The sequence below is a fragment of the Streptomyces sp. SID5469 genome, from assembly GCF_009862865.1.
GTDB lineage: Bacteria > Actinomycetota > Actinomycetes > Streptomycetales > Streptomycetaceae > Streptomyces > Streptomyces avermitilis.
In genome coordinates, this window is sequence record NZ_WWIN01000001.1 from 8,976,230 (window position 1) to 8,990,233 (window position 14,004).

Sequence of the window (14,004 nt, forward strand, 5' to 3'; positions counted from 1 at the left end):
CCTACGGCTGGGCGAGGCGGTTGAGGGCGTCCGTGAGCGTGAGCTCGCCGTCGTCCTTTGCGTCGTCCCACCGGGCCAGCGTGGCCGCGGCCGCGCGCAGCATCTCCGGAGGGAGGCCCGCGGCCTCGAGCATGTCGGCCGCTTCTTCCAGCTCTGGCCCCCACCGCCAGGCGCGTGCCGCCGTCTTGGCGATGTACTCAGTCTCAGCGAGGTATGAGTCGCTGCGCTGCGAGGCGATGGTGATGAGTTCCTGGTCGACTCCGTGCTGGCGGGCCAACCCGGTCGCGAGGGCCACGAGCACCCTCGACGTCTTCTGGAACGACGCGTACGCGAGTTTTAGCGCGGATGCCTGCCCGATCTCGCTGCCCAGCGTCTTCGTACGTACGGCCGTGCCGGTGAAGAGTGCTTCGACGCGCTCAATCGCGGCGGCCGGCCCCGACAGGTACAGCGTGGGCGACTTGCCGCCGACCGGCGGTGAGCCGACCACGCCGCCGTCGATGACGGCTTTGGCGGATGGGGTGAGCAGGGCCTTAATGCGCAGCATGCGTTCGGGGTTGATGGCGTTGGCGTCGACGTACCAGCCGCCGAAGCCGTGCGAGGCGACTTCCGCGGCGAGGTCTTCGGCGGCCGCGGGCGGGCAGAGGCTGATCACGGTGTCGGCCTGGTCCAGGAGCTCCGGCAGTGTGGCGACCGGCTGCAGCCCGTGCCGCTCTGCGCGGACGATGCTCGCCGGGCTCCGGCCTGCTGGGCACCACAGCACCGTCGCCGCGTTGGTCGCGGCGCACGCGGCGACGGCTGCGCCCATGCTGCCGGGGTGGAGGATGCCGACGGTGGGCTGGTCCACAGAGCTACTCCGGTGGGTGGGTGAGCAGGTAGTCGATTGCGTCGGTGACGTCGTCCACGCTGTGGTGAGGTACGGAGAGACTCTCGGGCCAGGGGCGGCCTCGTACCCAGACGGTCATCAGTCCGGCCTTGTGTCCGCCGACGATGTCGTTCTCCGGGTTGTCTCCAATCATCCAGTCGCCCCGCGATATCTGAGTCCCGCAGCGGGCGGCCGCGAGCTCGAAAAGCCGCGGATCGGGCTTGCGGACGTCGATGTCGCCCGAGGCTGCGATCCCGTCGATCAGGTCAGCAAGACCCGTCGCGCGGATCTTTGCGCGCTGGATGTCGGATGCGCCGTTCGTGGCGACGCCGATGCTCCAGGACGCCGCTTTGAGTCGGGCCAGGCTACCGAGGACGGCGGGCCGGCACGTGACCGCAGCGGCCATCCGGTCGACGTAGGCGCGCCAGAGCTCTCCGGCGGATTCATCGATGTTGAAGATCTCGCGCACACGGGCGAAGTCCTCGGCACTCGCGCGGTCGGCGAGTTCAGTGAGCAGCCAGTGCTCAACATCGGGTCCGAGGCCGTGGCTTCGGCTCAGGGCGGCTACGGCATCGCCGAACGCGGAGTGGCGGTCGACCAAGGTGCCGTCGAGGTCGAAGAGAGCCAGGCGCATGCCGGTGACCCTATCTCTCCTGGTCGGGATGGCATCTCCTGCGTGGACGGCTCCAAGCGGCGTGGAATCTGCGCTGTGATCGGGCGTCAGACTTATGTCCGACACGTCATCAGCGCTCGGCACTGCACAGCGCGTCGGCGGAGTAGGGTGTCGTCCGACTCGATCTATACAGAAAAAAGCCCCCAGGACCTTAGGCAAGTCCATAGGGGCTCTCGACCGGAGAAACTCCGGTCCGGCGAACCACCTTTGAGCAAGAAAGGCGGACGCGTTATGCAGGGTACCCGTACCCGCACGCAGACACACAGCACCCCGCCGTGGTGCCAGCAGCGCGTGAGCGCCCGCTGGCCCTTCGGCGGGGTGTTCGTGCTCTCTGCCGCGGCCCGCACCTCTGATGTTGAGGGGGCCGCGATGACGTAGGCCGTCAGGGGCGGCGCCTGCCAATGCAGGACTTCTAGCCGCCCTGGGCGCCTGACTCCGAGGTGATGCCAGTCGCCTCGATCAGCGCCCCACCTGCTCTCCGTTGGCCTGCCAGGGCTTGCCGGAGGAGCTGCCCGCCCCGGTTCCAGCCGGCTGCGAGCGGTTCGAACTTGGTTCTCCCAGAACCCGAAGCACCCCAAGGGGACTTCGTTGTGCCCACCTTCAGAGAAGGAGGTCGTCGCTATTCTGCACGACGTCTTGGGCTTTCGCCAGCCCACTTATGCCTGTTTCATGCACATTTGCGGACCTGTGATGTCCCGTCTCACGCAATCTCACAGCCCGATTCATTCGGTATGCCCCACTGTTCGGGGCGCTCTCCAGGCACTCCGTGTCATGTTGTGGCCACTGGATCCTGGAGTGGTCCGCGACGGCAGCATGCTGCCTCGGGTTCCGTGCCGGGTGATCCGGTGAGCGGGGTGGCGGCGGCCGCCGTGGTGATGCCTCGGGTGCCGGGGCCGCGGCATCGTGTGCTGCGGTCGGTGCCGGAGCAACCGGGTTTGGTGCCGGTGCGTGGTCCGGGTCGTCCGCTGGCTCTTGGCCGTGATGCCCGGGGCCGGCTGGGTGGTGCGGTGCGCGCGCTGCTGGAGGCGCCGGGGCTGGAGGGTGCGAAGGACCCGGTACGGCTAGCGGTGATCGTGCTGGCGGCGCGGACGCCGTCGGCGACGGGCGTGGTGGAGATCCGTACGGGTGAGCTGGGCCGGTGGCTCGGGCTGTCAACTTCCCACGTCGCCTCCGAGGTGCTCCCGGCGCTGCGCCAGTCCGGCGTGGTCTCCATCGACACGGCGGAGGGCGAGTACGGTCAGGACGACGGGCTGACCTGCCGTGTGCTGCCGATGTGGGATGCCCAGAACAAGGTTGGGCACCCGCTGTCATTGAAGAAGCCGGAGCTTGCCACCTTGCTGCGGCTGATGGAGGCCCTGATGGCGCCGGGCTGGGTGCACAGGGATGGACGGGTGACCCCGGCCGGACTGCTGGGTGCACGTGCGAGGCATGGTGCGGCGACGGACCGGTTGGCTCTGCTACTGCTAGTGCTGGAGGCGGCGGAGACCGGTCGGGTGCGGCTGTGCGGTGGCCGGGTCGAGAAGCGCTATGGGCGGCCGGTGGCGACTCTGGCACGGTTGCTGCGGTGCTCGCTGTCGCGGTCGGAGCGGGTGCTGGCGCGACTGGAGGGTTTTGGGCTGGTGGAGCGCCCGCGGCGGCAGACCGTGTCCGGGTTGCGGCAGGTGTCGCGGCTGGTAGTGCCTGCCGTGGCGGCCGCGCACGCTGAAGGACGCGCTGCATCCGGGAGCGGCGGCCGCCAGGGAAGCACTGATGCTACTAGTGCCGATGTTGCAGACCCCGCAGGTACGGCATGGCGTGGTAAGGACTCCCTGCTGCCGGAAAAGCAGCAAGTCAAGGGCTCACTCGAGTGCTGCGGCGCCGATGGGGGAGACCTCGCGCCTACGGCATCCCTTCACACTGATCACTCTTCTGTGTTTACTCCCGGTGGTTCTGCTGAGCTCTCTGGTGGGTTTTCCGGCGAAGGCCGTGGTGAGGACCCTGGTCGGCCGGATCACGTCTGCGCGCACGAGGACCGGGCCCCGGAAGCTGTCGTCGCTGATCAGCTGCAGCTGATCGACGGCAAAGGCGGCCCGCTGCACGGGGAAAAGCAGTCCAAGTCCCCGGATGGTGCAGGGTGGTCGGCGGCTCGCACTGCTGGCCCTTCTCGGCTGACGGTTGTGGACGATGGCCGCGGGCTGCAGCAGGGGCGGGGGGTAGCTGACCTCCCGGATCTTGGTCTGCGGGCCGGGCTGGCCCCGATCGCGGATCTGTGGGCCCGGCTTAGCCGCGGGCAGCAGGCCGTCACCCGCCGGGCTGCCCTGCAGTCGCTGGAGGCGTTGTCCGGGATCGTCGACGAACAGGTAGCGCCGCAGCTGCTGGCCGGCCGTCTCGCCGACCGGCTGGCGGAAGTCGGCGGCGAGGCCCTGGTGCGCGAGCCCATGGGCTGGCTGCTCGGCCGGGGCCTGGTCCAGCGCCCTGCCTGCCCGGACCTGAGGTGCGACGACGGCATCCGCCTGGACACCGGCGCTGACTGCCCGACCTGCGAGAATATCGTCCATATCCGGCGCACGCTGCGGACCCGAGTCTCGGCCCGGGTGGAGGCCGAGATGCCGCACAGCGACTCCGCCACGCGCCGGGCCGAGCTTGAGCGCCGCCTGCGCGAGGAGACCGCCATAGAGGAGCAGCGGGCGCAGATCCGTCGGGCCCGGGCCTCGCGTGAGGCCGAGCAGCGTCAGCAGGCGATCGAGCGGCGCCGCGCTCTCGAGGAGGAGGCGGATCTGGCTCGCAGGCAGGCCTCGTGCGCGGACTGCGGTCTGCCCGAGTGCGCAGGCCTGTGCCCGGCGTGCTCCTACCGGCGGCGTACCGAGGAACTGGTGCGGGAGGCCGTCGACCTGGCCGTCGCCGTGCGGGCCGATCTGTCGGACGCGGCCGCGGTCGCCGAGCTCACCCAGCGGTGCGAAACGGACACCCGCGCCCTGTTGGCGTCGGCGTGCGAGCGGGCCTGCGGTCCGGACGCCGATCCGGCTCTGGTCGCGTTCTACGCGCCGCAGGTGGCGCAACAGATCCGGGACGAACGGCGCGCGGCGGCGCTGCGCCGGCTGCTGGGGGCGGAGGATGTGGTGGTCGAGGCCGACGCCGCGTATGAGGCGTGCCTGCGGCACCGCGGCCGCGGTGCGGAAGAGGCTGCAGACGCGGCGGGCCGCCGTACCGTCGAGTTCCTCCTTCGCTGGCGCTTGGGCGAACTGCACGCTGTCCGCCTGCGGCCGGCCGCAGGCGGGGTGTCGGTTGACGCGGCGTAAGCGAGGTCGCTACGTCGATGTCCGACGCCACTAGAGGCATCAACTGCCTTGCAACTTGGGCAGATGAGCGCATGACCTTCGAGTGGAGGACACCGCCAGGCAGCGGCATGAGGACTGCCAGCCCGGCCGATGGCGTCCCTGGCGGAGCTGCCCCTGTGGGCGCGGGGACGACTTGCCGCGGATCTCTTCGGCGCCCTTGGCCATCGAACTACCCCCGCTCGCGCGGAGAGCACGCCCGCTTCCCGCCCTCGCTGATCGGGAAGCACGACCAACTTCCGCTTGCGCGGAGAGCACGGCCGGCCGAACGAAGAAGCCACGGCGCGGCGCGATCCACCTCCGCTCGCGCGGAGAGCACACCCTGAGTTCGGTGTCGACTGGCACGCACTACGACCCACCTCTGCTCGCGCGGAGAGCACGCGGCTCAGGGCGGGGCCTGGAGGCGGGACTACGACCCACCTCCGCTCGCGCGGAGAGCACGAAGTGAGCTTCCGGTTCGTGGTGGTGACGGCCGACCCACCTCCGCTCGCGCGGAGAGCACCATGGCGAAGTCGGCGCCTTCGGCTTCCTCGGCGACCCACCTCCGCTCGCGCGGAGAGAACAACGGGTCGCGCCGCAACTGCTGGCCGACCGTCGACCCACCTCCGCTCGCGCGGAGAGAACTGGACCTCACCGCGCTGGATCCAGGGGAACGGCGACCCACCTCCGCTCGCGCGGAGAGAACCTCATCCTCGGCATCGACGAGAGCATCACCCACGACCCACCTCCGCTCGCGCGGAGAGAACTTCGTCGCTGTCAGCTCTGCCCGCAGCTCCGTCGACCCACCTCCGCTCGCGCGGAGAGAACCTTCTCGTCTTGCAGGAACGCCAGCGCGCCGGCGACCCACCTCCGCTCGCGCGGAGAGAACTGCGGCACCGAGACCTCGAAGCCGTCGGCGAGCGACCCACCTCCGCTCGCGCGGAGAGAACTGGCCGTTGTCGTCCCTGGAGACGGAGCCCCACGACCCACCTCCGCTCGCGCGGAGAGAACGACCGCTTCCTCGTCGAGCAAGCCGTCCTGCACGACCCACCTCCGCTCGCGCGGAGAGAACGGGGTGTCCGGCCGCACGAGAAGCTGGTGCGTCGACCCACCTCCGCTCGCGCGGAGAGAACTACTGGCACCAGAGCCTCGGCCGGAACCCGAACGACCCACCTCCGCTCGCGCGGAGAGAACCCCTGGCACCTCCAGCGCATGGCCGCCCTCGACGACCCACCTCCGCTCGCGCGGAGAGAACTCCCGTTTCGGGCCCCGCCGTGTAGCTGCGAGCGACCCACCTCCGCTCGCGCGGAGAGAACACGAAGACCTCCGCACCGAAGCCGCCCGCCAACGACCCACCTCCGCTCGCGCGGAGAGAACAGCCAGTCCATGCCGAAGCCTCGCGGGTCGACCGACCCACCTCCGCTCGCGCGGAGAGAACATGGGCCGCTGCTCCGTCGAGGGCTCGCAGATCGACCCACCTCCGCTCGCGCGGAGAGAACGACAGTGAGGGCTGGCTAGACAAGAACGGGGACGACCCACCTCCGCTCGCGCGGAGAGAACAGCCAGTCCATGCCGAAGCCTCGCGGGTCGACCGACCCACCTCCGCTCGCGCGGAGAGAACGTCTCGGTAACGGGCGGAACCAATTTCATCGACGACCCACCTCCGCTCGCGCGGAGAGAACGCCAGCCGCCACGCAAAGAAGGTCCGTGACGACGACCCACCTCCGCTCGCGCGGAGAGAACCCCGCTTCAGCTCGCGAGGGGCTCGGACAGTGCGACCCACCTCCGCTCGCGCGGAGAGAACACCGACAGTGTGGTCTGGCCGAGACCTGAAGCCGACCCACCTCCGCTCGCGCGGAGAGAACGGTCGACAGGCGGTAGGTGTCGACGCCGAAGCCGACCCACCTCCGCTCGCGCGGAGAGAACGCCAAGCTGGCCAGCGCCAAGGGCTTCGGTGGCGACCCACCTCCGCTCGCGCGGAGAGAACCCGACGACGGCCGAGCTCAACGCGGGCAGCGACGACCCACCTCCGCTCGCGCGGAGAGAACCATCCATCCCGTGCACGGTCCTGCCGGTGGACCGACCCACCTCCGCTCGCGCGGAGAGAACCTGTACCGGACCTAGAGCAGCAGATCGCCCAGCGACCCACCTCCGCTCGCGCGGAGAGAACTCGATCTGCGACTGCCAGTTGGAGATGTTCAGCGACCCACCTCCGCTCGCGCGGAGAGAACGAGACGGTGACCCAGATCAGGGTGATGGCCGTCGACCCACCTCCGCTCGCGCGGAGAGAACGTTCGCGATGCCGTGGACGTTGGTGGTGTCCGCGACCCACCTCCGCTCGCGCGGAGAGAACAGGTGCTAAAGCGGTAGCATTCACGGGAGCTCCGACCCACCTCCGCTCGCGCGGAGAGAACCGATGCCCGCATTCCAGCCTGCGTAGTACAGGCGACCCACCTCCGCTCGCGCGGAGAGAACCACCGAGCAACGCTTCTGCCAGTTACGGACCGCGACCCACCTCCGCTCGCGCGGAGAGAACGCTCACGGCCCGCTCGGCTGCTGCTGCCGCCGCGACCCACCTCCGCTCGCGCGGAGAGAACCCTTCCTGACCTGCGTTTCTACAGGGGGTTTGCCTTTTCTTTATCTTCTCGATTGAAGGCGATCAGGGTGAGGCCGTCGAATTCGACGGGGTGGCGGCGGCGGGATCCTGCAGTGCGGAGCTCGAAGCCTTGCTCGTTGTCGCTGGGGTAGGCAAGGACCGACATGCCGTCACCAGTGCATGCGGCGACCGCAGTCCATAATTCGTCGCGGACACGGGCGGACACGGTTCCGATGTACAGCTCTGGGGTGGCTTCCAACAACCAGCGTGTGAGTGCTCCGCGGAGGTGGTCGGGGACGGCGGTGGCGGAGAGCACGATCATTGAGGCCACTGAGTGTGTTCCCTCTTCTGTGTGGTCATGTATCCGTCCCGTGGTTCATGCCACCGGGGACTGGTCCGGAAATGGGGTCCCATAGATCGACGAGCTGTTCTTCCGGATCGGGGATGTCGTAGGCGGAGCCGAGGCCGAGGAGCTCCTGGATGTCGCCGACGATGCGCGGGAGGAGTTTGAACAGACGTAGTCCGTCGCGAAAGGAGCGCCGGGCTTCGGCTTCGGGGTTCGTGGAGGCGTGGAGGGAAAACGCGAGGGGGATTGTCAGGTCGGCCTTGTACAGGTCGGCGATGTCGTAGACAAAAGCCTGTTGGTTGCCGTTGTGGACGAAGCCAAGGGCGGCGGAGCAGCCGAGGGCAAGGATGGCGGCGTGCACGATGCCGTAGAGGCATGTGTTGGCGGCGGAGAGGGCGAGATTGACTGGGTCTTGGGTGTCCCAGGAGGCCGGGTCGTAGGCGCGACGGAAGCGGCCGATCTTGTACTGCTGCGCGAGCACGCGGTAATGCGCTTTGACGTGTTGGCCTTCGAACCCGCGCAGTTGGGCGAGTGTAGTGCCGGGCGGGACGGTGGCCTCGCCGAAGCGTTTCTCGTACATGGCGGTGGCGACGGCGAGTCGTCGGGTGTCGTCTGCCCAGGCACGGGTTTGGCGTTCGAGCCACGTCGTGGTGAGGGAGTCGGGAAGGGCGGCTGCGTAGCAGCGGACTCCGCCGGCACCGGTGATCAGGACGGTCGTGCCGTGGCGGGCGAAGGTGGCCAGGGCGCGGGCGGTGATGGATGTACCCGGGCCGAGCAGGACGCAGCCGAGCGCGGCGGTGGGCACATAGACCTTCTCAGTGCCCCGGCGCTCGCTGGTTACTTCCGCGCAGACTCCGGTGTCGTCCTGGTGGATACGGACGATGTCCAGGTAGAGGAAGGACAGCGAATCGGCGATGCGCGGCAGCATGGCGACGGTAGGGGAGGCGAGTTTGCGCCGGGCGCGGGTGGGGTTGGGCTGTGCTCCTGGTGTGGCTGCAGTGTTCACTGGGCCTCGCGTGTGGGGGCGATGCTGAGGAGACCGCAGCCGTAGGCCTTTCCGCGGCCGATGCCTTCGGTGATCTTCTGGCGGAGCAGGTCGGGGTCGGTGATGGTGGCGGAGCCGTCGAAGCGGATGCGGTTGTGGCGGATGCGCTGTTTGTCGCCGTTGCCGGCTCGTACGCCTTGGGCGGCGTCGAGGGGGTGGGGGTGGAGGGCGAGGGGTTTGAGTCCGGCGGCGTCGGCTTGGCGGGTCCACCATTCGTCGGCGGCGGCGCCGTTGAGGGGGACGACGGCGGGGAGGTTGTAGAGGGCGCGGGTGTTGGCGCCGGGTTTGCGGACGGGGCTTGCGGTGCAGCGGTAGCGGATGGTCAGGCCGGGTTTGAGGGCGTCCAGGAGGGGGTCCAGGGGGCGGGTGATGGCTTGGCCGTAGCCGTCGGGGAGGCGGGTGAGGTCGGGTTCGTGGGCGCTCTGCAGCAGGATGTGCGCCCCGGCTGGGGTGTCCTCGATGCGGAAGAGCACGCCGAAGCGGGCGCGCGGGTCGGGTCCGGCGTCGCAGGGGTAGAGCGACATGAGGCGGCGGTGCAGTCCCATGGCTGAGTCGTTGCCGCCGAGGTCACGTCGGGCGTCTCGGGAGCGCGGGTCGGGGACGATGCGGGTCAGCCAGACGCTCAACGGTGGCTCCCTTCTGGGTGGTTGAGATGCTCGTGCAGGTAGGTGGCGAGGCTGGTGAGGTGGTCTGTGCCCAGCCCGGTGAACTGGTCGGCGGGCAGGTGGAGGGTGCGTCGGTACAGCGGGCGGGCTCGGTAGGCGCGCTGGCGTGGGTGGAAGTTCAGGGGCTGGTCGTTGACCTCGCCGGAGGGGTGGCTGCCGGTCTCCGCGTCCGGTGGGCAGGTGTCCTCTGGCGTGGGCAGGTGGTCCAGGGGGTGGTCGGAGAGGAACTCGATGCCGTGTGGGCCGTGTTGGGGCGGTGGTGCGGCGATCGGCAGGTGGACGAGGTGGTGGAGGGCGTCGTCGAAGCGGCCGAGCAGGAGGGGGCCTTCGGGTGGGCAGGAGCGTCGGCCCAGGTAGGGCGGCCACTGCGGAGAGCTGAGGGCTGTGGCGGTGCGGGTGAGCAGGCCGGTGTTGTCGGGGATGGCGGTGAGGGCGATGGTGAAGACGGCGTCGGCGAGGTAGGTGCGGTGGGTGAGGAGGGTGGTGGTGTCGCCGCTGCGTTTCTTGCCCTCGGCGGTGGTGACGGTGGCTTTTGGGGGCAGGCCGCCGCCGACGGTGTGCAGGTCGCGCAGGAGCACGCCGGGACGGTCGGCGCGGACGGTGAGTGACAGCCGGGCCAGGTCGTCGATGTTCTCCCCGCGGCGGCGCCCGAGCGCGGCGGCGAGCAGGCCGATGACGCCGGAACGGGTGGGGAAGCGGGCGGTGTCGCGTTCGTTGAAGTGGCTGCGCTCGCCCCAGGACTGCAGTGGCCCGCTCAGCCGCAGCAGCAGTCCGGCCTTGGTGGTGTCGCTCACGCGTTCGCCTCGGCGGTGTGGGTGAGGGCGGTGTCCAGGGCGGTGGTGATCAGGTCGTCGAAGGAGTCGCGGCGCTCGCCGAGTCCGGTGAGGTCCTTGGTCTCCAGGCTGGCCCAGCCGGAGGTGAGGATGCCGGTTGTGCCCAGGAGCGTGTTGGCGGCCTGGGCGTAGGCGGCGAGCTGGGTGCGGGAGACGTCGGCGAAGCCGCCCTGGGGGCTGGCCTGGACGGGCTTTTCGAAGGCGGCTGCGTAGGAGAGGGGCCGGTCGGTGCGGACGGAAAGGTGGACCAGGTCGGGGATGGTGTGCGGGGCGGTGGAGTTCTTCTTGGCCTGGGGGAGCGAGGTGATGAAGGAGGCCAGGAATACGGTGGTCAGCTCCCGTGCGGCCTGCGGGTCGTCGCCGATGTTGGCGACCAGGTTGCGCAGGTCGAGGGTGGCGTAGCGGTAGAAGGTGCCGGCGCTGAACTCGGCGTGGCCCATGTGGCCGCTGCCGGTGGCGTCGTTCCAGACGGCGGTGACGTCGTCCACGGCGGAGAAGTAGTCGAGTTCGACGTCGGTCTCGTGAGTGGTCAGGGCGTGTGCGACCTGGACGGCGCCGTCCACGCCCGCGTCGTTGATTTCGGCGAGCATCCGCCCGAAGAGGTTGATGACGCCGTTGCGGGAGCGCAGCACGGCCTCCACCGTGCTGACAGGGAGGATGCTCTTGTCCGCGGGCTTCTTGATGTCCTTGGCCTGCTGAAGTTCTTCACGGTGCTGTTCGGCGAGGTCGGCCAGCTCGGCGACTGCGGCCTCCGGCACGTACACCATGGCGTTGGTGAGCACCTTGTTGGGGACGGTCTGCTTGGCGTCGCCGGAGGATTTGGCGAGTTCGAACTTGATGCCGCTGGCCGCCGCGGTGTGGCCGCCGGCGCGCTGGGCTAGCTCGGCGGGCCAGCCGCGCTGTTCCAGTTCGCGGGTGACGCGTTCGCCGATGCGGCGGGTTCGCAGCGCGGCCTGTCCGATGCGGTCTTCGAAGACGGATCGGATGGCACGTTTCCAGGACTGGCTGCTGACACGGGTGCGCAGGGTGTTGCCGTACTGGACGGTCTTCACGGAGTTGGTGTCGTCCCGGTTGAGGTTGGCGAAGGGGACGGACTGCAGGACGTGGATGTCGATGAAGCGGGCCGGAGTGAGCACAGGGGTGCCTCTTTCCTTTGGTGGGTGGATGTACGGATGCGGGCTGACGTGATCGCCGGGTGCCGTCAGGCGCTGGTGCTGGGGTGTTCGGTCTCGTCCTGGTCGGCGCGGTCGGCCTGCTCGTGGAGGGTCTGGCTGCGCTGGCGGTAGTAGTCCTGCAGCCAGCGCCGGGAGATCCGCCCGGAGTGGAGGGGCCAGGCGATCAGGTCGGCCAGCAGCTGGGCCCAGTCGATGGGAACGCCCAGCTCGCGCAGGTAGCCGACGGCGGCGGGCAGGTGGCGGTGCAGGCCGTTGGCGCTCTGCCGGGTCAGCAGATTCAGCCGGGACTCGGCGGTGGACTCCCGCATCTCCCGCTCCCGGCCGGGGCTTGCGGTCACGGCGAGTGCGAAGGCCAGGCCGAGGCTGGTGCCGTAGGGGGGAGCGGGTGCCGGCTGCGGACTCTGCGAGGCCCCGTCCGCTTCCAGTGCGGCCTCGGGGCTGGTGTGGGTGGTGCGGGGCTGCGCGGCGATCATCGCCGCGACGGCGTAGTAGGCCCGCTGCTCGGACTCAGGTGCCTGCCTGTCATGGGGGAGCCAGGGGGCGACGAAGCGGTGCATGCGGGGCACGTCGTCGAGGGTGCGGCGCAGTCCGCTGCGCAGTGCGGTGCGGGCGCCGGGATCGTCCCGGCAGATCTGCTCGATCCAGCAGGTGTAGGCGACGAGGCGCTGGCGCCGGGCGGTAGTTGGATTCTCGGTGACGCTCTGGGTGGTCATTCATAACCTTCCTCGGACAGGTGGTGGGCGGGTCGGGACGGGTCATGCGGCCGGTGTGCTCGTGGCCTTTTTGCGTACGCCGCCGTACAGGTCGATCCGTGCGTGGGCCACCGCCTTTGCGCCGCGCTGGGTGCGGGTGACGGAGGCGGTGACGGTGTCGTATGCGTCGGTGGCCAGACGCAGGAATGCGGTGCGGGCGGCGGCCGGGTCGAATCCGGCGCCGAGGGTGTGGCCGGTGTTGTCCAGGTGGCGGAAGCGGTCCCAGAACTCGGCCTCGGCGCCAGGCCAGTAGCGGGCGGCGGCCTCGGCCGCCCAGGTGTCGCCGTTCGCCTTCGGGTCGTTCATGTACTCGGCCCAGGCCCGCTTGACCGCGCGTTCCAGGCGGCGCCCGTACATCTCGCCGAGCTGCCGCATTCGCCCCACCGCGGGCGCGGTCGCGGGGGCCTTCTGCTCTGTGAAACCCATGACCGGGGGTGTGTCGGCGTCGACGAACTGGGTGTCCTTGGCCTGGCCTTCCTGCTCGAAACCGAGTGCCCGCACGCGCAGGTCCTCGGAGACCTCGCTCGCGTAGTCGAACACCTTCGGGCGCTGGGGCTGTGCGGTGCCGGGCGGTTCGTGCAGGAGCAGAGCGTCCAGGTCGCGCCACAGCGCGCGCCGGGAGTCGGCCGGGCGCGGGTAGCGGTTGCCCTGCTGGCTGATCTGCCAGATCAGATAGTTGTCGTCGCGGGGGATGCGTCCGGTGCGGTACGCCCAGGTGATGTAGGCATCCCGCACCAGGCCCGGACTGTTTTCGTCGGGGACGAGGAGCAGGGCGTGCTGGGAGCAAGCGGTCAGCCGTGAGCAGGGGCCGCAGGGCAGGGGCGGGGCGGCCTCCGGGTCGGGCAGTTCCTCCCGCTCCCAGGGGCACAGATCGAAGGAGCGTCGTACCGTCACTTCCGGCGGGACCAGGCCTGCCAGGAGCGTCTCGAAGAGGGTGTCACCCTCGGGGTGGTAGGACAGCGCGGTGCGCAGGGGGCCGGCGGTGGCGCTGGCGGTCTTGACCCCGTTGACCTCGCGGGCCGAGCAGCGGCCCGACGGCCCGTAGTAGTGCCACACCAGCAGGCTCAGCACCGCCTCCGCGGCGCTCGGCAGGTCGGGGCGGGCGTCGCTGCCGTGCCGAAACCACGCGTGGGCGTTGCCTGCCGGGCGCGTCACGATCAGTTTGTTCACCCCGGCGGTGTTGCCGCCGTCGCACTGGCCGGTCAGCCGGGCGTCCTGCATCCACGGGCGGCCCCCGTCACGGTCGTAGAGGAAGAACCGCTGCCGGTAGCGGCCGGCGTAGGCGGTGATCCCCTCTGGGGGGAGCTGTCCGGCATCCAGGATGTTCAGGCGCCGCTCCCCCCAGTCGCCGGGCCCCGACTCGTCCAGACCCGTCACCCGGGCGGTGAGCGCGTACAGGATGCGCAGCAGTGCGGAGTGCGCGGGGGGATCGGCAATCGTGAGGGTGGCGATGTCGCCGCTGCGCAGCAGCAGGTCCCGTAGCCCCACCCGTTCGGGATGGGGGAGGGGCGCGGCATGGGTCCAGCGGACGGGGATCCACGGTTCGTCGAACAAGTTGTACGTACTGGCGGGCATCGGACTCCTATCGCCGGGTCGCCGGTCACAATGAGGTGGGGTCTCCGCAGGCGCGGAGGTGAGCCGTGTGTTGCCCGCAGAGCGACGCGAGCCTCTCCCCGTGCCTGCGCAAGCAGGCTGAGCTGGCCCCCACCAGCACCAAGGCCGAACAACTTCCCCTGGAAGACGGCTGATTGAGGACGCTAGCCA

10 protein-coding genes and 1 CRISPR repeat array are annotated in these 14,004 nt (G+C 69.8%); of the genes, 1 reads left to right on the forward strand and 9 read right to left on the reverse strand.

The features are described from left to right. Nucleotide 1: 1 nt before the first annotated feature. Nucleotides 2-844, reverse strand: a complete 843-nt coding sequence (locus GTY58_RS39085; protein ID WP_010988929.1) for an NAD(P)-dependent oxidoreductase — start codon at nucleotides 842-844, stop codon at nucleotides 2-4. Nucleotides 845-848: 4 nt separating this feature from the next. Next, nucleotides 849-1,496: an HAD family hydrolase gene (locus tag GTY58_RS39090; RefSeq protein ID WP_010988930.1), complete on the reverse strand. Its 648-nt coding sequence runs from the start codon at nucleotides 1,494-1,496 to the stop codon at nucleotides 849-851. Between the two features lie 1,046 nt (nucleotides 1,497-2,542). Here GTY58_RS39090 and GTY58_RS41170 point away from each other — a divergent pair. Next, a complete protein-coding gene (locus GTY58_RS41170) occupies nucleotides 2,543-4,813 on the forward strand; it encodes a hypothetical protein (RefSeq protein WP_052082485.1) in 2,271 nt (756 codons plus the stop codon). Nucleotides 4,814-5,017: 204 nt separating this feature from the next. Continuing rightward, nucleotides 5,018-7,425: a CRISPR direct-repeat array (repeat unit 29 nt; unit sequence CGACCCACCTCCGCTCGCGCGGAGAGAAC). Nucleotides 7,426-7,443: 18 nt separating this feature from the next. Here GTY58_RS41170 and cas2e read toward each other — a convergent pair. The 7 genes from cas2e to casA all read right to left on the reverse strand — a co-directional run bounded on the left by cas2e (nucleotide 7,444) and on the right by casA (nucleotide 13,815). Beyond that, entirely contained in the window at nucleotides 7,444-7,755 is a 312-nt protein-coding gene (gene cas2e, locus GTY58_RS39100; RefSeq protein WP_037652957.1) for a type I-E CRISPR-associated endoribonuclease Cas2e, read from the reverse strand. Between the two features lie 25 nt (nucleotides 7,756-7,780). Further along, on the reverse strand, nucleotides 7,781-8,698 hold the full coding sequence (gene cas1e, locus GTY58_RS39105; RefSeq protein ID WP_063773990.1) for a type I-E CRISPR-associated endonuclease Cas1e: 918 nt from the start codon (nucleotides 8,696-8,698) through the stop codon (nucleotides 7,781-7,783). 74 nt (nucleotides 8,699-8,772) lie between these two features. Further along, on the reverse strand, nucleotides 8,773-9,441 hold the full coding sequence (gene cas6e / locus GTY58_RS39110) for a type I-E CRISPR-associated protein Cas6/Cse3/CasE (RefSeq protein ID WP_010988933.1): 669 nt from the start codon (nucleotides 9,439-9,441) through the stop codon (nucleotides 8,773-8,775). Beyond that, complete coding sequence (cas5e, locus tag GTY58_RS39115) at nucleotides 9,438-10,274, reverse strand: type I-E CRISPR-associated protein Cas5/CasD (RefSeq protein WP_010988934.1); 837 nt, start codon at nucleotides 10,272-10,274, stop codon at nucleotides 9,438-9,440. The genes cas6e and cas5e overlap by 4 nt, the downstream gene beginning before the upstream one ends. Then, a complete protein-coding gene (gene cas7e, locus GTY58_RS39120; protein WP_010988935.1) occupies nucleotides 10,271-11,449 on the reverse strand; it encodes a type I-E CRISPR-associated protein Cas7/Cse4/CasC in 1,179 nt (392 codons plus the stop codon). The genes cas5e and cas7e overlap by 4 nt, the downstream gene beginning before the upstream one ends. A gap of 65 nt (nucleotides 11,450-11,514) precedes the next feature. Continuing rightward, complete coding sequence (gene casB, locus GTY58_RS39125; protein WP_010988936.1) at nucleotides 11,515-12,201, reverse strand: type I-E CRISPR-associated protein Cse2/CasB; 687 nt, start codon at nucleotides 12,199-12,201, stop codon at nucleotides 11,515-11,517. A 42-nt stretch (nucleotides 12,202-12,243) separates the two neighbouring features. Then, a complete protein-coding gene (casA, locus tag GTY58_RS39130; RefSeq protein ID WP_010988937.1) occupies nucleotides 12,244-13,815 on the reverse strand; it encodes a type I-E CRISPR-associated protein Cse1/CasA in 1,572 nt (523 codons plus the stop codon). Between the last annotated feature and the right edge of the window lie 189 nt (nucleotides 13,816-14,004).